Source organism: Comamonas thiooxydans, from assembly GCF_002157685.2.
GTDB classification, from domain to species: Bacteria; Pseudomonadota; Gammaproteobacteria; order Burkholderiales; family Burkholderiaceae_C; genus Comamonas; species Comamonas testosteroni_H.
Genome location: NZ_AP026738.1, coordinates 5,198,229 through 5,215,118 on the forward strand (window position 1 = coordinate 5,198,229; position 16,890 = coordinate 5,215,118).

Sequence of the window (16,890 nt, forward strand, 5' to 3'; positions counted from 1 at the left end):
CATCACGCAGCGGAGACTGCCATGCAAAAAATTCTGCTTGCTGTCGATGCGTTCTCGACCTTTATCGGCAAGGTGGCGGCCTGGGCCGTGGTGCTGCTGACAATGCTGATCAGCTGGGAGGTGTTCTCCCGCTACGCACTGAACAAACCTCACGCCTGGGTGCTGGATGCACAGATCATGCTCTACGGCACCATGTTCATGCTGGCCGGCGCCTACACCCTGTCCAAGAACGGCCATGTGCGCGGCGATGTGCTCTACGGCTTCTTCAGCCCTCGTGCGCAGGCTGCCGTGGATCTGTGCCTGTACATCCTGTTCTTCCTGCCTGGCGTGCTGGCCCTGACATGGGCCGGCTGGACCTACGCCCACGAATCGCTGGACATTCGCGAGCAGACCTTCTCTGCCCATCCGTTGCCGCTGTACCCATTCAAATTCATGATTCCGCTGGCCGGTGGCGTACTGCTGCTTCAGGGCCTGGCCGAGATCGCCCGCTGCATGCTGTGCCTGCGCGACGGCCAATGGCCCCGTCGCGGCGCAGACGTGGAAGAAGTGGATGTGGAAAAGCTCAAGGAAATGGTGCAGGAGGGCAAAGCATGAAGATGCGCAAGGAACTCTGGTTCGGCTTTTCCATCATGGCCCTGGTCGTGCTCTCGGCCATCGTGCTGCTGCTGGGCGTAGAAAACATCACCAACGGCCATCTGGGCCTGCTGATGCTGTCGCTGGTGGTGGTCGCCATCATGCTGGGCTTTCCCACTGCCTTCACGCTGATGGGCATGGGCATGATCTTCACCTGGCTGGCCTATGAGCGCGATACCACACGCACACTGGATTTGATGGTGCAGTCAGCCTACAAGAGCATGACCAATGACGTGCTCATCGCCATCCCCCTTTTCGTCTTCATGGGCTATCTGGTCGAGCGCGCCAACCTGATCGAAAAGCTGTTCAAAAGCATGCACCTGGCCATGGCCCGCGTGCCGGGCTCGCTTGCTGTGGCCACGCTGGTGACCTGCACCGTGTTTGCCACCGCCACCGGCATTGTGGGCGCCGTGGTCACGCTCATGGGCCTGCTGGCACTGCCCACCATGCTGCGTGCCGGCTACAGCACGTCCATGGCGGCAGGGGCCATCACGGCGGGTGGCTGCCTGGGCATCTTGATACCGCCTTCGGTGCTGCTGATTCTCTATGGCGCGACAGCAGGCGTTTCCGTCGTCCAGTTGTATGCCGGCGCTTTCTTCCCTGGCCTGATGCTTGCCGGCCTGTACGTGGGCTATGTGGTCATCATGGCCAAGATCAAGCCGGCCTGGGCACCACCGCTGTCAGCCGCCGAGCGCCAGGTAGCTCTACCGCCCCTGACTCGCGAGCTGCCCGCCACCGCTCAGCAATACGCCCCCATGCGCCTGCTGGCCGCGCTCAAAGGCCAACGCAATGCACAGATTCCCACGGGCTATCTGCTGCGCCAGCTGGCCGTGGTGGTTCTGCCCGGAATGCTGTTCCTGCTGCTGGCTGCCAGCAGCTGGCAGGCAGTGACTACGCCGAAGGTGCAGGAACAGTTCGAGATCCAGCCCATAGGCATGGAAAGCGGCAGCTCCTCCAGCTCCAGCTACGGCACAGGCCTGACCGAGCCGCCCATCGAAGGCGGCTTGCAGGAACCACCCACGGAAGGAGGGCTGCAAGAGCCGCCCGGCTCAGAATCCTCCAGCACAGTGGCTGCGACGGCGCCGGCAGAGCCTGAAACAGGCGCAACGGGCGTGCCTGCTACCAGCCAGGCTGAAACCCAGCCAGCCCCCACCTGGTGGTGGATTGGCTTTGCAATGCTGGGGATCTGCACCGCACTGTTTTATCTGTTTCTGAGTTTTGCGCGGCTGGAAATCTTCAAGATGCTGCTGGGCTCGTTCTTTCCGCTGGTGGTGCTGATCCTGACCGTACTCGGCTCCATTGTCTTTGGCCTGGCCACGCCGACCGAAGCGGCTGCCATGGGCGCCCTGGGTGGCTTTCTGCTTGCTGCTGCCTACAAGCGCCTGAGTATCGATGTCGTCAAGGAGTCCGTGTACCTGACCGCCAAAACCTCGGCCATGGTCTGCTGGCTGTTTGTGGGCTCGGCCATTTTCTCCGCCGCCTTTGCATTGCTGGGCGGGCAGGAGCTGATAGAGCGCTGGGTGCTGTCCATGAACCTCAGCAAGATAGAGTTCATGATCCTCTCTCAGGTCGTGATCTTTCTGCTGGGCTGGCCGCTGGAATGGACGGAGATCATCGTCATCTTCATGCCCATCTTCATCCCCCTGCTCAACCACTTTGGCGTTGATCCGCTGTTCTTCGGCCTGCTGGTGGCGCTGAATCTGCAGACGGCCTTCCTCTCTCCGCCCGTGGCCATGTCTGCCTTCTACCTCAAGGGAGTGGCACCGCCTTCGGTGACGCTCAACCAGATCTTCGTGGGCATGATGCCCTTCATGGGCATACAAATCCTGGCCATCGTGCTGCTCTACATCTGGCCGCAGATCGGTCTGTGGCTGCCGCAACTGCTCTACAAATAACAAAAGGCCACCAGCACATAACTATCAAACTATCAAATGCATAGCTGGCTGCGCTTGATACATAGTAACTTCATGCTCAAAGAGATGAGAGACATGAGCTGTCTCAAGCGCAAACCGCTATCTTCTTAGAAGCGATAAGCACAACAAAAGCCGAGGTCACCATGGCCTTGTCGCGCAGTCATCAGGTCTTTGCCGTACCATCCAGACCCTTGCTTGATAGGTACAAGCCATGATCCGGATCGCAGAACTCAAACTCCCTCTCTCGGCGGTTGAATACCACCCCGAGAACCATACCGAATACCAGCCCACGGACAAGCTCACCCAGCTTGCGGCCGAGCGCCTGGGAATTGCGGCCGCCGCCATTGCAAAGCTGCATGTGCACAAGCGCAGCTTCGATGCGCGCAAGGCGGAACTGCTGGCCGTCTACATCGTAGACATCACTTTGGCTGACGAGGGCCAGGAAGCCGCGCTGCTGACGCAGTTTGCCGACCATCCCCATGTCAATCCCACTCCCGACATGAGCTGGAAACCCGTGGGCCAGGCCCCGGCGGATCTGGACGAGCGCCCCGTGGTCGTGGGCTTTGGCCCCTGCGGCATGTTTGCCGGGCTGGTGCTGGCCCAGATGGGCTTCAAGCCCATCGTGCTGGAGCGCGGCAAAACCGTGCGCGAGCGCACCAAGGACACCTGGCGCCTGTGGCGCAAGCGCGAGCTGACGCCCGAGTCCAATGTGCAGTATGGCGAAGGCGGCGCCGGCACCTTCTCCGACGGCAAGCTCTACAGCCAGATCAAGGACCCGCGCCATCTGGGCCGCAAGGTGCTGACAGAGTTCGTGACCTATGGCGCGCCGCCCGAAATTCTCTACGCGGCTCACCCCCATATCGGCACTTTCAAGCTGGTCAAGCTGGTCGAGGGCATTCGCGAGGAAATCGTGCGCCTGGGCGGCGAAATCCGCTTCGAGCAGCGCGTGACCGATGTACAGATCGAAGACATCGACGGCCAGCGCCAGCTGGTCGGCCTGCAAGTGCTCGACCAGGCCACGGGCCAAAGCTATGCATTGCCCACCCATCATGCCGTGATGGCTCTGGGCCACAGCTCGCGCGACACTTTTGCCATGTTCTACGAGCGCGGCGTGGCCATGGAGGCCAAGCCCTTCTCCGTGGGCTTCCGCATCGAACATCCGCAAAGCGTGATCGACCGTGCCCGCTGGGGCAAGGATGCCGGCCACCCGCTGCTGGGCGCTGCCGACTACAAGCTGGTGCACCATGCCAAAAACGGCCGCGCCGTCTACAGCTTCTGCATGTGCCCCGGCGGCACCGTGGTGGCCGCGACCAGCGAACCCGGGCGCGTCGTCACCAACGGCATGAGCCAGTACTCTCGCGCCGAGCGCAATGCCAATGCCGGCATGGTCTGCGCCATCAACCCCGAGGACTACCCGCAAGACGCTGAGAGCTTTGCCTGGGCCTTTGACGGCAAGACCTTTGGCGTTGAAAAGCAGCAAAAAGGCGAGCATCACCCGCTTTCCGGCATTGTGCTGCAGCGCCAGCTGGAGTCCAGAGCCTATGTGCTCGGCGGCCAGAACTACAGCGCTCCCGGCCAGCTCGTGGGCGACTTTGTCGCCGGCAAGCCCTCCACCGAGTTTGGCGAGGTGCAACCCTCGTACAAGCCCGGCATCAGCCTCGGCGATCTGCACCAGGCCCTGCCCTTCTATGCGATCGAAGCCATGCGCGAGGCCCTGCCCGCCTTTGGCAAGAAGATTCGCGGCTACGACATGAAGGATGCCGTGTTGACCGGTGTGGAAACCCGCACCTCGTCCCCGGTCAAGATCGGCCGCGGCGCCGACTTCCAGAGCGACAACACGCGCGGTCTGTACCCGGCCGGCGAAGGTGCCAGCTACGCGGGCGGCATTCTGTCGGCCGGTGTGGACGGCATCAAAGTCGGCGAGGCCGTTGCGGCCGCAATTCTCGGCGTCGAGGTGCCCTCCTCGGGCGCGCGCGGCTCGGGCGGCGCCCTCTAAGCGGGGGCAGGCAGCCGCTCTGCACCCACTTCCAGCCATGCCAGCCCTGCTGCTGGCTGCCTTTGATGGCCGCGTCCATACCAGACGTCATGGCTTCACAAGTTTTTGGGCGCTGACTGACAATGCACCAGGCTTGGCATCGCTACGCTGGTGACTTCATTGCACGCCAGGCGTCACCATGAAACCTCTACGACCTGCCCCTGCCTCCGTGTCCCTGGGACTGGCCTGCTGGCTGGCGGCAGTCAGTGTCAGCGCACAAACCAGTGACGTTGCTGCTGCGGCCGACACTGTCGGCAACAAGCCCTCAGCGCTGTCGGGCTGGATGTTCGGCTATGCCCCTCTTGACTGGCATTTCTCCGATGCCAAGAAGGAAAACGATTTCGAGCCCGACGAACAAAAGCACGCCTATGTCTGGCTGATCCAGGCCGAGAAGGAGCTGGACGAGCGCCATATCGCGGGATTTGCCTATTTCAGGAACTCATTCGGCCAGCCCAGCCAGTACGCCTATTACGGCTGGCGATTCAGGCCGTTTGACAGCGTGCCAGGCCTTTTTTTCAAGGTCACGGGCGGCATCATTCACGGCTACAAGTTTCCGTACAACAAGAAGATCCCGTTCAACAACCGGCATGGCTGGGGCATCACGGCCATTCCGGCCGTGGGCTATGACTTCAACAGCAACTGGGGCACCCAGATTAATGTGCTGGGCAATGCCGGCGTGATGTTCCAGCTCAACTACACGGTTCGCTAGGCCGTCGGGTACGACCTGTCAGGAACCGCGCAGCCTGGCAAAGTCGGGCGCACGCTTTTCCAGAAAGGCCGCAATGCCTTCGCGGGACTCCTCGCTGCCCTGGGCCTCGACCATATGGTCGGCCTCCAGCGCCAGCTGCTGCTCCAGGCCGTGGCTGTGGGCTACCCGGCACAGTGCCTTGATACGCGCGGTCGCCACTTCCGGCCCCTGGGCCAGTTGCCCTGCCAGCTCCAGCGCTTGGGCCAGGGCCTGGCCCGGCTCCGTCAAACGGTTGATACAGCCATGCTCATGCATGCGCTCGCCGCTGATGCGCTCGCCCGTCAGGCAGAGCTCGGTCAGCAATTGACGGGACATGAATTCGGCCAGAAACGACGTCGCGCCACCGTCGGGTGTGAGGCCGACCTTCACATAGGCCACCGAGAAAACCGCCGACCTTGCCGCCACCAGCATGTCGCAAGCCATGGCCAGAGACAGGCCTGCACCAGCAGCAGCCCCCTCCACCGCCGCGATCACGGGCTTGGGGCAGTCGCGTATGGCACGAATCAGATGGTTGAGATCCTCAAGCTTTAGGCGGCGTTCGGCCAGCGGCATCTCGCGCCTCGTTGCCAGCTGGTTCAGATCGCCACCAGCGCAGAAATGACCGCCCTCGCCCGTGAGGATCACGGCGGCCACCGAGGCATCGGTGCCGGCCGCACGCAGCTCTTCCATGACCGCGTAGTAATACTCGGGCGACAGCGCGTTGCGCGCGGCCTGGTTGTTGTTGGAGAGGATGAGAACAGCGCCTTCGCGGCGCGTGACAAGAGCAGGATTCACGGCAAACCTCCTGCATCCGACTCTAGCGATGCTGGCATGGCCCGCCTAGCGGGCTTATGCCATCTCTTGTCACCTAGCGGACGCCCTCAGCGGCGCGGTCCCCAATGGCCACCGCCATGATGCCAGCCGCCAGGACCATGGTTCCAGCCCCCTTCATGCCAGCCGTAGCCAGGACGTGGTGGCATGGCCCAGCGACCGGGACGCCAGTTGTAGCGTCCGCCGCCCCAGCCCCAGGAGCCGCCGATCCAGACATAGGCCGGCGAGGGTGCCACTGGAATCACCTCGTTGATCAGAGGAGGCGGGGCCATGGGTGCATAAACGTCGCCCGCGACCACCTCGGTTCCATAAGCCGGATAGGCCGGGGCCACCACACAGCCCGTAAGCAGGGCGGCCGAGCCGCCCAGCAGCAAGACCGGCAGCAGGCGGCGGGTCATGGTTTGAGAGATGAAGGACATCACAACTCCTGAAAGTCCGAGGGACATGTATATGCTCCTACAACGCAAAAGCCCCTGCCAGTTGTTGACAGGGGCTTGTGAAGCAGCGGTAAAGACCGGCTACTGCCTTTTACACATGTGTACGCTTAGCGGGCGTTTTGCAGTGCAGCAATGCGTTGCTCGATGGGCGGATGGGTGGAGAACAGCTGGCCGATGCCGCCGGCAATGCCCATGGCCGCCACGCTCTTGGGCAGCTCGCCCGGATGCATGCCGCCCAGACGCGCCAGCGCATTCATCATGGGCTGCTTGCGGCCCATGAGCTGTGCGGCACCCGCATCGGCACGGAACTCGCGCTGGCGCGAGAACCAGGCAACGATCATGGCGGCGACAAAGCCCAGCAGGATATCCAGCACCACGGTGGTGATCATGTAGCCGATGCCGGGGCCCGAGCTTTGCTCGTCATTGCGGCGCAGGAAGGAGTCGACCGCATAGCCGATCACGCGCGAGAGGAAGACCACAAAGGTGTTCATCACGCCCTGGATCAGCGTCATGGTCACCATGTCGCCATTGGCGATGTGGGCCACTTCGTGGCCGATCACGGCCTCGACCTCTTCACGCGTCATGCCTTCCAGCAGACCGGTGGACACGGCCACCAGGGCCGAGTTCTTGAATGCACCGGTCGCAAAGGCGTTGGGCTCGCCCTCATAGATGCCGACTTCGGGCATGCCGATGCCGGCCTTCTCGGCAAAGCCGCGCACGGTGTTGACGATCCAGGCCTCATCGGCATTGCGCGGCTCGTTGATGACCTGCACGCCCGATGTCCACTTGGCCATCGGCTTGGAGATCAGCAGCGAGATGATGGCGCCGCCAAAGCCCATGATGAAGGCAAAACCCAGCAGGGCGCCCAGATTGAGGCCGTTGGCAGTGAGGTAGCGGTTGACGCCCAGCAAGCTGGCGACGATGCCCAATACCGCCACCACGGCGATATTGGTCAGTAGAAATAAGGCAATACGTTTCATCGAGGGTGTACTCCACACAGGGGACAAAATGACCAAAACCCCTGAGGCACCGCCTGTGCAGGACGAATGCTCATCAAACCAGTTCTGTTTCTGGCAGTACCCGTTGTTGTGTTGTTTGTGCGGTACGTGGGGCTCGGAAAACTAGAGAGTCATCATAGAAGGAAAAGTTCTGGTTTTGCAGGCACCAGTCCGGGATTCCTAATATGGGAATTGGTAGATAGGGCTTGCTGACCAGATTGCAAGACTGGGTCCGCAACTGATCGTCCAGCCAGCCATCGGCCTCGGCCAGCGACGCCAGGCCAGGAGCCTGCTCCAGCGGCACGCAGATCACATGCGCCGTGATGGCCTTGCGCGGCTGGACCAGCTTTTCCAGCAGGGCATGGCCTATGGGAAGAAAGCGCGCCTGCTCCCACAGCGCACGTCGGCCCACAAACAGCTCCTGCCAGCGCTTGTCGCGCAGCGCATCGCACAGGGCCTGTGGCGCCAGCAGCAGGCCGCCGTTCTCGTCCAGCACCGTGATCGAGTCGCGCAGGCGCCCGCGCTGCGCCCCCACGCCCTGGCGCGCGATCTCGGCCGCCTGCAGCGCATTGAGCCGCTGCTTGAGCCTGGGCCAGTGCAGCCAGATCAGGCCGTTGAAGAAATCATGCAGATTGTCGCGCGTAGGAATGCTGCGCCGGCTGTGGATAAATTCCTCATAGGCCTGACCCGCAGGCAGCTGCAACTGTTCGACGAACTGCCAGCCCGGCAGCAGTCCGTGGGCGGCAGCCACCTCCTGCAAGGCCCTGGCCACGCCGGCACCGCCCAGCACCTGGTCATGAACCTGACGTCCAATCGCTTGCAGCGGGGCCAGCCAGGGCGCCTGCCAATCAATGGCCCAATCCACCGACTGCATTGCGGCTGGCTGCATCAAGGCAGCACCTCGTCCTGATGCCCACGCAGATCGCGCACCGCCACTCTGGCCGTGCCTTCGTCACGCAACTCGAACACCTGGGTCGCGGCCATGAGCTTGGTCAGCGAGGCATAGCCATAGTTGCGCGCATCAAACGACAACTTGTTGCCGATATGCGTGCCCACCGCCGCCACACGTGCCCAGCCGGCTTCGTCCTGCGTCGCCTTGACGGCATCGCGCAGCATGGCAATGAGCTGCCTGTCTTCCTTGAGCATGTGCGAAGGCACGCGCAGCGTGGTGCATGCCGGTGCGGCCACACCGGTGCCGCCAGCCACCCGGCCATTGCCGGCGTTGAGATTCGGTCCCAGCGGCTGGCCTGCCGCGGGCACGGCACGCGGCACGGCTTCGGCCTCCAGTGCCTCGCGGCGCTCGCTGCGGCTGACAATGCCGTCGCCCAGCTCCTTGAGCGCATCGAAATACAGAAAGCGCGAGCAGGCATTGACGAAAGCCCTGGGCGTCTGCTCCGCCCCGAATCCATAGACGGCAGCGCCCTTGGCGCGCAAATGCATGACCAGCGGGGTGAAGTCGGCATCCGACGAGACGATGCCGAAGGCATCGGGCTTTTCGGTGTAGAGCAGCTCCATGGCATCCACCGTCATGGCCATATCGGTCGCGTTCTTGCCCTTGGAGTAATCGAACTGCTGCATGGGCCGCACGGCGTACTCCAGCAGCTTGCTCTGCCAGCCGTGCAGACCGGCCTTGGTCCAGTTGCCATAGGCACGGCGAATATTGATCAGGCCGAAGGTGGACAGCTCGGTCAATATCTCGTCAATCATCTCCGCGGGCGCGTTGTCCGCATCGATCAGCAAGGCAATCCTGGGCTGGACATCGTTGGGCATGCAATCTCCTGAGCGCTGTTTGGCCAAGCCTAACCGAGGCCTTGCTCAAAGCCAAATTAAAAAAGGAGCAGCTTGCGCAACTCCTTTCTTGATTTCAGACCGAAAACACCTTTGATTCAAGTGAACGCAGGCGCTTGCAGCTACTGTTTTTAGTCCAGCATCTTCCAGGGCAGGGCTTCGCCAAAGCGCAGAGGCTTGAGCTGCGCCCCTTCGCCGTATGCAAAGCTCACGGGAGGTGTCCAGCTTTCCTTGACCAGGGTGATGGTGTCGGTGTTGCGGGGCAGGCCGTAGAAATCGGCGCCGTTGAAGGCAGCAAAGGCTTCGAGCTTGTCCAGGGCGCCGACGCCGTCAAACACCTCGGCATACATCTCGATGGCGGCGTGGGCGCTGTAGCAGCCGGCGCAGCCGGTCGCGGCCTCCTTCAGATGCGCAGCATGGGGAGCGCTGTCCGTGCCCAGGAAGAACTTGCTGCTGCCGCTGGTGGCGGCCTGCACCAGCGCCAGGCGATGAGTTTCGCGCTTCAGGACCGGCAGGCAATAGAAGTGCGGGCGCACGCCGCCCAGGAAGATGGCATTGCGGTTGAACAGCAGATGCTGGGGCGTGATGGTCGCTGCCAGAAAATCATCGGCTGCGGCCACGTACTCGGCGGCTTCCTTGGTCGTCACATGCTCCATGACGATCTTGAGCTCGGGGAAGTCCTTGCGCAAAGGCTTGAGCTGCTGCTCGATGAACACGGCCTCGCGGTCGAACAGGTCGATGCTCTGATCGGTCACTTCACCGTGCACCAGCAGCACCAGGCCTTCGCGCTGCATGGCTTGCAGCGTCGGGTAGATCTTGCGCAGATCGGTCACGCCATGGTCGGAATTGGTCGTGGCACCTGCGGGGTACAGCTTGCAGGCCACCACGCCGGCCGCCTTGGCACGCACGATTTCCTCAGGGCCCAGGTTGTCCGTCAGATACAGCGTCATCAGCGGCTGGAACCGGCTGCCTTCAGGCACGGCCGACAGAATGCGGGCGCGGTAGTCCGCAGCCATCTCCGCCGTGGTGACCGGGGGCTTGAGGTTGGGCATGATGATGGCACGGCCCATCTGGCGGGCAGTGTGCGGCACCACGCAGCGCATGGCATCGCCATCGCGCACATGCAAGTGCCAGTCATCGGGGCGGGTAATCGTGATGGTCTGAGTCATGGCCGATATTGTCCCATCTTCCCCGGCGACAGGGCCGCACCCGACCCCGCAAGAGCAGTGCGCCCACGGCGGTCACAGGCTCTTCTCTCTGGCATTTGGCGCAAAAATCCTCAAAAATGAAGCCAAGGAGGAGGTCTTATGTCTGTTCCTCAAGCTATGGCCGGCACACCATTGCGTACCGACTTTCTCAGCGCCAGCGACGCAGCCCGGCTGGTCGCGCGCATCGGCATCACCCAGGTGCTGCGCCTGATCAGCCAAGCCCTGGAGGCCGACTTCGGCCGCTGGCAGGACTTCGACAAAAGCGCACGTACCGCCGCCCATTCCGCCAGCGGCGTGATCGAGCTGATGCCGGTGGCCGATGCACGGGACTACGCCTTCAAATACGTCAACGGCCACCCGCACAATCCGCGTCTGGGCCTTCCCACGGTGATGGCTTTCGGCGCGCTGGCCGATGTCGCCACCGGCATGCCGCGCTTTGTCAGCGAGCTGACGCTGACCACGGCCTTGCGCACCGCCGCCACATCCGCCATGGCCGCGCGCCATCTGGCGCGCGCCGGAAACCGCAGCATGGCGCTGATCGGCAATGGCTCGCAAAGCGAATTCCAGGCGCTGGCCTTCATGGAGCTGCTGGGCGTGCGCGAGCTGCGCCTGTTCGACATCGACCCTGCAGCCTCGCAAAAGCTGCTGCGCAACCTGCAGCCGTTCCTGCCCGACTTTTCCGCCACGGCCACCGTCTGCACCAGCGTGCGGGACGCCGTGGCCGGCACGGACATCGTGACCACCGCCACCGCCGACAAGACCCGCGCCACCATCATCCCCGGGCATTTGCTGGAGCCCGGCATGCATATCAATGCCGTGGGCGGCGATTGCCCCGGCAAGACAGAGTTCGATGCCAGCGCCCTGCAGCGTGCGCAGGTCTTTGTCGAGTACGAGCCGCAGACGCGCATCGAGGGCGAGCTGCAACAGATGCCGGCCGACTTTGCCGTGACCGAGCTCTGGCGCGTGCTGCAGAAGCTGACGCCGGGCCGGACATCGGACGCCCAGATCACCTTGTTCGACTCCGTAGGATTCGCGCTGGAGGACTACTCGGCGCTGCGCACCATGCACAGCCTGGCACGAGGCGCGGGCCTGCTGTCACAGATCGAGCTGGTGCCGGAACTCGCCGACCCCAAGGATCTGTTTGCCATGGTGAGACAGGCAGCCAGTCCCCAGATCATCAATCTTGCGGCCCGTAAGACGGCCTGAAGCGGAGCGGCTCATGGCATACACATCGTCCACACTGATCGGTCTGCCCACCGATATCGGTGCCTCGCGCCTTGGCGCTGCCATGGGGCCCGATGCCCTGCGTGTGGCCCAGCTGGGCCCGGCGCTGGAGCGGCTGGGCGTGCAGGTCAGCGATCTGGGCAATCTGAGCGGCCCCGCCAATCCGCGTGGCGCGCGCGATGCCCAGGGTCTGCGCAATCTGGCCGAATGCCTGAGCTGGAACCGGATCGCCCATGACGCGGTGCTGCAGGTGCTGCAGCAAAACCGGCTGCCCATACTGCTGGGTGGCGACCACACGCTTGCCACAGGCTCCATCAGCGCCGTGGCCCGCCATTGCCGCGCCACGGGCAAGCAGCTGCGCGTGCTCTGGCTCGATGCCCACTCGGATTGCAACACCCCCGAAAGCTCGCCCACGGGCAATCTGCACGGCATGCCGGTGTCAAGCCTCTGCGGACTGGGGCCGACGGAGCTGGCCTCGCTGTCGGGCACGACTCCCGCTCTGCCCGCCTCATCGTTCTGTCAGATCGGCCTGCGCAGCGTGGACGAGAGCGAAAAGCACATGATCCGAGAGCTGGGGCTGGAGGTCTACGACATGCGGGCCATTGACGAACTGGGCATGCGTGAAGTGATGCGCCGGGCACTGGTCACCTTGCTGGGACGCAACGACAGGGACATCCACCTGCATCTGAGTTTCGACGTGGACTTTCTGGACCCCGATATAGCCCCCGGCACGGGAACGCCGGTACGCGGCGGCCCCACCTACCGCGAGGCCCAGTTGTGCATGGAAATGATTGCCGACACCGGCCGTCTTGCCTCGCTGGACATTGTGGAGCTCAACCCGGCGCTGGATCTGCGCAACCAGACGGCAGAGCTGGTGGTGGATCTGGTGCAAAGCCTGTTCGGCCAGAGCACGCTGATGCGCCCCGCGCCGCAAGCGGCGCCGCGCTGAGGCCGGCACCGCACGAGCCACAGGTAGATCAGCCGCCGGCCGCCTGGCGCAGGGCTTCGAGGTCGTGGATGGTCACGCGCCCATAGGCCGCATTGATCACGCCCATCTGCTCCAGCGTGCGCAACTCCTTGTTCACGGTCTGGCGCGAGACCGCCAGCATGGCCGCAAGATCGCCCTGCGAGATGCGCAGGCTCACGGCCTGGCCGCCTTCGATAGGCTTGCCGTGAATCAGCGCCAGCCGTGCCAGCGCATCGGCCACATGATTGGCGGTATGGCCCAGGGCGCGGCGCTGCTGGGTGGCGATCTGCTCGTGCAGGCGCTCCAGCACCAGCATGCAGACATCGCGCCACAGCGCCGGGTGCGCATCCAGCACGGCCATGAACGCCCCTCCCGGCAGGTGCACGAGCACCGTGCCCTCCTGCACCACGAAGTGATAGACGAAGCGGGTGTTGCCCAGCATGCGCACCAGGCTCACGATCTCTCCGGGGCCGTGCAGGGACAGCACGAAGCGCACGCCCGCCGCATCCACGCCCTCCACCGCCAGACGCCCCGAAGCCACCACCAGCACCTCGCGGCGCGATCGCTCGCCAACCATGAGGGGCGTTCGCTTGTCATAGCGCCTCAGCCGCGCCACGGCCACCACTTCGTCCAGCACGTCATCCGGCCAGTGCCTCATCAGCGGGCACAGCCTCAAGGCACGCCGTATCAGCGCCACGGAATCGGCTTCAGGTTGGTGTTTGCGAGGCATGGATCTGTGTGCGCGGGAAAACAGGCCCCGGGTTAGTCCCGGGCTCGAGTGCCGCCAATTGTCAAAGCGTTGACAGAGTGCCAACCGCACTGGTTCGGATAGTAGCAGTCACACCGCAGCGCAAGGCTGTGCACCCGTCAAAAGCACAAACACAGGAGACATATCGTGAAGCACAAGCAATGGCTTGCCGCCGCAGGCTGGGCCATATTCGGCAGTGCCGCCTGGGCGCAGAGCAGCGTGGAGATCTTCGGCGTCATGGACGTCCATCTCAACAGCACCCGATCGGGGGCCACGCGGCTGACACGCCTGGAGGACGGCGGCAGCGCCGCCTCGCGCATAGGCTTTCGCGGCTCCGAGGACCTGGGCGGCGGCTGGCGCGCCCGCTTCATGCTCGAGGCCGGCGTCACTCCGGACACCGGCATGGGCACCATTCCCGGGCCTTCCCTGGCCTTCACCCGCCAGTCCTTCATCGGCCTGAGCGCGCCCTGGGGCCACGTCGAGATGGGCCGCATGTACACGCCCATGTTCGGCGCCCTGTTCCGCGCCGACCCGTTCGGCATGAATTCGCTGTTCTCTCCCACCAATCTCGGCTATAGCACCGACGGCCAGCCGAACCTGAAGGCCTTTGCCGCGCGCGGCAGCAATCTCGTGCGCTACCGCCTTCCCGAGGGCCAGCCCTGGGTGCTGGACCTGGCCTACTCCTTCGGCGAGGTGCCCTCGCCCGACAGCAACAACGCCCGGCTTTACGGCGGCACCGTGGGCTGGAACCAGAAGCCCTTCTTCATGGCCTACAGCGTCCAGAACTTCACAGAAGGCAGCGCTGCAGCGCCCGTGGCCACGCCGCGCACCAGCCGCTACCAGACGCTGGTGGCCAGTTGGGATGCCATACCTAAGCTGCGCCTGAGCGGCAGCTACAGCCGCGTCAGCATCCACCTGGCCGGTACAGGCGACGCCCACCTCCTGCAGCTGGGCACGGAGTGGAGCGCAACCTTCACGACCAAGGTGATGCTGTCGGTGGCACGCCGCAAGGTCGACGGCTCCGAACGCCGCCAGACCGCCTGGACCCTGGGCTACGACCACTACCTGAGCAAGCGCACCACGCTGTACGCGCGCTGGCTGCAACTGAGCAACGCGGGCGGCTCCTCGGTATCCATCGCCAACGTGCCCGTGGTGGCCGACAGCGGCAACGGCGTGCGTTCGCTGGCACTGGGCGTGCGCCACAACTTCTGACAGAGGAACTTCATGCAGCCATCAATGGACTTCGATTTCGCCGGGCTGGACGCCCTGTTCTCGCCACGCTCCATCGCCGTCGTCGGTGCCACCGACTCGCCGGAGCGCATAGGCGGCATTCCGCTCGACTACCTGCTGCGCCTCGGCTACACGGGCCGGCTGCATGCCGTGAACCCGCGCGCGGCCACGGTGCAGGGCCTGCCCACCCACGCGCGGCTGACCGACATCCCCGACCCCGTAGATCTGGCCATCGTGGCCGTGCCCCAGGCCCATGTGGCCGCGGTGCTCGAGGACGCGGCCACGGCCCGCGTGCGCTCCATGGTGCTGTTCTCATCGGGCTTTGCCGAGACCGGCGCCGAAGGCGCGGCGGCCCAGCAGGCCCTGCAGGAACGCGCCCGCGCAGCCGGCATACGCATCATAGGCCCCAACTGCCTGGGCTTCATGCGCCCCGGCCACCAGACCTACGCCACCTTCTCGCCCGCCCCCAATGCGGGCTGCGTCAAGCCCGGGCGCATAGGCCTGATCAGCCAGTCCGGGGCCTTTGGAGCCTATGCCTACAGCATGGCGCGCGAGCGCGGTCTGGGCCTGTCCCTGTGGGCGACCACGGGCAACGAAGCCGACGTTCAGTTGGCCGACGGCCTGGCCTGGCTGGCCCGCGATCCGGAGACCGATGTCATCATGGCCTACATGGAGGGCTGCCGCGACGGCGAGCGCCTGCGCGCGGCCCTGGCGCTGGCGCGCGAGCGCGGCAAGCCCGTGATCATGTTCAAGGTGGGCACCAGCGAGCTGGGCGCGGCTGCGGCCGCCTCGCATACGGCATCGCTAGCCGGCAACGATGCTGTCTATGACGCCGTGTTCCGCCAGTACGGCGTACTGCGCGCACACACCATCAGCGACTTCTTCGCGCTGGCGGCCAGCGCCTCCATCGCGCCGATTCCGCGCAACCGCTCCCTGGGCCTGCTCACCGTCTCGGGCGGCGTGGGCGCCATGATGGCCGACGACGCCAGCGCCGCCGGTCTCGACGTGCAGCCCCTGTCAGAGGCCGCCCAGCGCCAGTTGCTCGAATGGGTGCCGTTTGCCGCGCCACGCAACCCCGTGGACATCACGGGCCAGGTCACCAACGACGTCACCCTGCTCGAGCGCAGCGCCGAGCTGATGATGCAGGACCGGAACTTCGCGAGCTGGCTGGGATTTTTCGCCGCGGGCGGCCTGTCCGACGCGTTCTGGGCCGTGCTGCGCTCCCTGGTGGAAAAGCTGCGCGCCGCCCACCCCGACACGCTGCTGGCCATCTGCACGCTGTGCTCCGACGCGCGCCGCGCCGAGATGGAGGCCCTGGGATGCCTGGTGTTCTCGGACCCCAGCGCGGCCATACGCTGCATAGGCGCCCTGGCCTCGCTGGCCGATATGCCGCGCGCCGCGCCGCTGCCGTCGGCCTCCCCGGCCCAGCCCACGCTGCAGCTGCCCGCGGGCAGCCTGTCCGAAGCCCGCAGCATGGAACTGCTGGCCAAGGCCGGCATGCTCGTGGTGCCCCACCAACTGGTGCGCACCCAGCAGCAGGCGGCGCAAGCCGTGCAGGCCCTGGGCGGCACCATTGCGCTGAAGGTGGCCAGCGCCGACATCGCGCACAAGTCCGAGGTCGGCGGCGTGGCGCTGAACCTGCACACGGCCATGGATGCGGGCGCCGCCTTCGAGCGCATTCTCGCCAGTGCACGCCAGGCGCGGCCCGAAGCGCAGCTGGACGGAGCGCTGGCCGCGCGCATGGTGCACGGCGGCGTCGAATGCATTGCTGGCGTGCACCGCGATCCGGTGTTCGGCCCGGTGCTGATGTTCGGCCTGGGCGGCATCCACGTCGAAATCCTTCGCGACGTGTCGCTGCGCGCACTGCCCATCACCCGGGACGATGCCCTGGCCATGGTGCAGGAGCTGCGCACCTTCCCCATCCTGGCCGGCGCGCGCGGCAAGCCGCCCGCGGACCTGCAGGCACTGGCCGATGCGCTGGTGGCACTGGCTGGCTTCGCCCAGCGCTGCGGCGACACCCTGTCCAGCGCCGAGATCAACCCCTTGATCGCCCTGCCTCGAGAACAGGGCGGCTGCGTGGCGGTCGATGCGCTGGTGATAGGCGCCGACCGCTGCACAGCCCCAGCCCGCTGAGCGCGGCCCGCATGTCCT

Annotated in this window: 15 protein-coding genes; 8 read left to right on the plus strand and 7 right to left on the minus strand. The window is 64.7% G+C overall.

From position 1 onward, the window contains the following. Positions 1-21 precede the first annotated feature (21 nt). From CTR2_RS24205 to CTR2_RS24220, 4 genes are all read left to right on the plus strand, one after another. The gene (locus tag CTR2_RS24205; protein WP_003068125.1) at positions 22-594 is read left to right on the plus strand and encodes a TRAP transporter small permease subunit; all 573 of its coding nucleotides are present in this window, start codon (positions 22-24) and stop codon (positions 592-594) included. Continuing rightward, the gene (locus CTR2_RS24210; protein WP_087080359.1) at positions 591-2,528 is read left to right on the plus strand and encodes a TRAP transporter large permease; all 1,938 of its coding nucleotides are present in this window, start codon (positions 591-593) and stop codon (positions 2,526-2,528) included. Before CTR2_RS24205 ends, CTR2_RS24210 begins: the two co-directional genes overlap by 4 nt. Positions 2,529-2,757: 229 nt before the next feature. Continuing rightward, positions 2,758-4,542 carry an NAD(P)/FAD-dependent oxidoreductase gene (locus CTR2_RS24215; RefSeq protein ID WP_087080357.1) on the plus strand — a complete coding sequence of 595 codons (1,785 nt, stop codon included), beginning with the start codon at positions 2,758-2,760 and terminating at the stop codon, positions 4,540-4,542. A 178-nt stretch (positions 4,543-4,720) separates the two neighbouring features. Continuing rightward, positions 4,721-5,290 (plus strand): hypothetical protein, encoded by a 570-nt coding sequence (locus CTR2_RS24220; protein WP_087080355.1) that lies wholly within the window; start codon positions 4,721-4,723, stop codon positions 5,288-5,290. Between the two features lie 18 nt (positions 5,291-5,308). Here the strand turns inward: CTR2_RS24220 and CTR2_RS24225 are convergent, their stop codons facing one another. From CTR2_RS24225 to pyrC, 6 genes are all read right to left on the minus strand, one after another. Then, entirely contained in the window at positions 5,309-6,103 is a 795-nt protein-coding gene (locus CTR2_RS24225; RefSeq protein WP_087080353.1) for an oxepin-CoA hydrolase, alternative type, read from the minus strand. Between the two features lie 86 nt (positions 6,104-6,189). Then, positions 6,190-6,558 (minus strand): YXWGXW repeat-containing protein, encoded by a 369-nt coding sequence (locus CTR2_RS24230; protein WP_003068115.1) that lies wholly within the window; start codon positions 6,556-6,558, stop codon positions 6,190-6,192. Positions 6,559-6,683: 125 nt separating this feature from the next. Continuing rightward, positions 6,684-7,556: a protease HtpX gene (gene htpX / locus CTR2_RS24235; RefSeq protein ID WP_003068113.1), complete on the minus strand. Its 873-nt coding sequence runs from the start codon at positions 7,554-7,556 to the stop codon at positions 6,684-6,686. A gap of 73 nt (positions 7,557-7,629) precedes the next feature. Then, complete coding sequence (locus CTR2_RS24240) at positions 7,630-8,448, minus strand: DUF3025 domain-containing protein (RefSeq protein WP_087084430.1); 819 nt, start codon at positions 8,446-8,448, stop codon at positions 7,630-7,632. A 14-nt stretch (positions 8,449-8,462) separates the two neighbouring features. Then, complete coding sequence (locus tag CTR2_RS24245; protein WP_087080351.1) at positions 8,463-9,344, minus strand: NYN domain-containing protein; 882 nt, start codon at positions 9,342-9,344, stop codon at positions 8,463-8,465. Positions 9,345-9,493: 149 nt separating this feature from the next. After that, entirely contained in the window at positions 9,494-10,540 is a 1,047-nt protein-coding gene (gene pyrC / locus CTR2_RS24250) for a dihydroorotase (RefSeq protein WP_176391692.1), read from the minus strand. 129 nt (positions 10,541-10,669) lie between these two features. Here pyrC and CTR2_RS24255 point away from each other — a divergent pair, with 129 nt between their 5' ends. Both CTR2_RS24255 and rocF read left to right on the plus strand, forming a co-directional pair. After that, the gene (locus CTR2_RS24255) at positions 10,670-11,776 is read left to right on the plus strand and encodes an ornithine cyclodeaminase (RefSeq protein ID WP_087080348.1); all 1,107 of its coding nucleotides are present in this window, start codon (positions 10,670-10,672) and stop codon (positions 11,774-11,776) included. A 13-nt stretch (positions 11,777-11,789) separates the two neighbouring features. After that, positions 11,790-12,743 carry an arginase gene (gene rocF / locus CTR2_RS24260; protein ID WP_087080346.1) on the plus strand — a complete coding sequence of 318 codons (954 nt, stop codon included), beginning with the start codon at positions 11,790-11,792 and terminating at the stop codon, positions 12,741-12,743. Positions 12,744-12,771: 28 nt separating this feature from the next. Here the strand turns inward: rocF and CTR2_RS24265 are convergent, their stop codons facing one another. Continuing rightward, a complete protein-coding gene (locus CTR2_RS24265) occupies positions 12,772-13,491 on the minus strand; it encodes a Crp/Fnr family transcriptional regulator (protein ID WP_087080344.1) in 720 nt (239 codons plus the stop codon). A 165-nt stretch (positions 13,492-13,656) separates the two neighbouring features. On the opposite strand from CTR2_RS24265, the gene CTR2_RS24270 reads away from it, so the two are divergent. Together CTR2_RS24270 and CTR2_RS24275 are read left to right on the plus strand one after the other, a co-directional pair. Then, positions 13,657-14,721 carry a porin gene (locus tag CTR2_RS24270; protein ID WP_087080342.1) on the plus strand — a complete coding sequence of 355 codons (1,065 nt, stop codon included), beginning with the start codon at positions 13,657-13,659 and terminating at the stop codon, positions 14,719-14,721. Positions 14,722-14,733: 12 nt separating this feature from the next. Next, positions 14,734-16,872 carry an acetate--CoA ligase family protein gene (locus tag CTR2_RS24275; RefSeq protein WP_087080340.1) on the plus strand — a complete coding sequence of 713 codons (2,139 nt, stop codon included), beginning with the start codon at positions 14,734-14,736 and terminating at the stop codon, positions 16,870-16,872. Positions 16,873-16,890 lie beyond the last annotated feature (18 nt).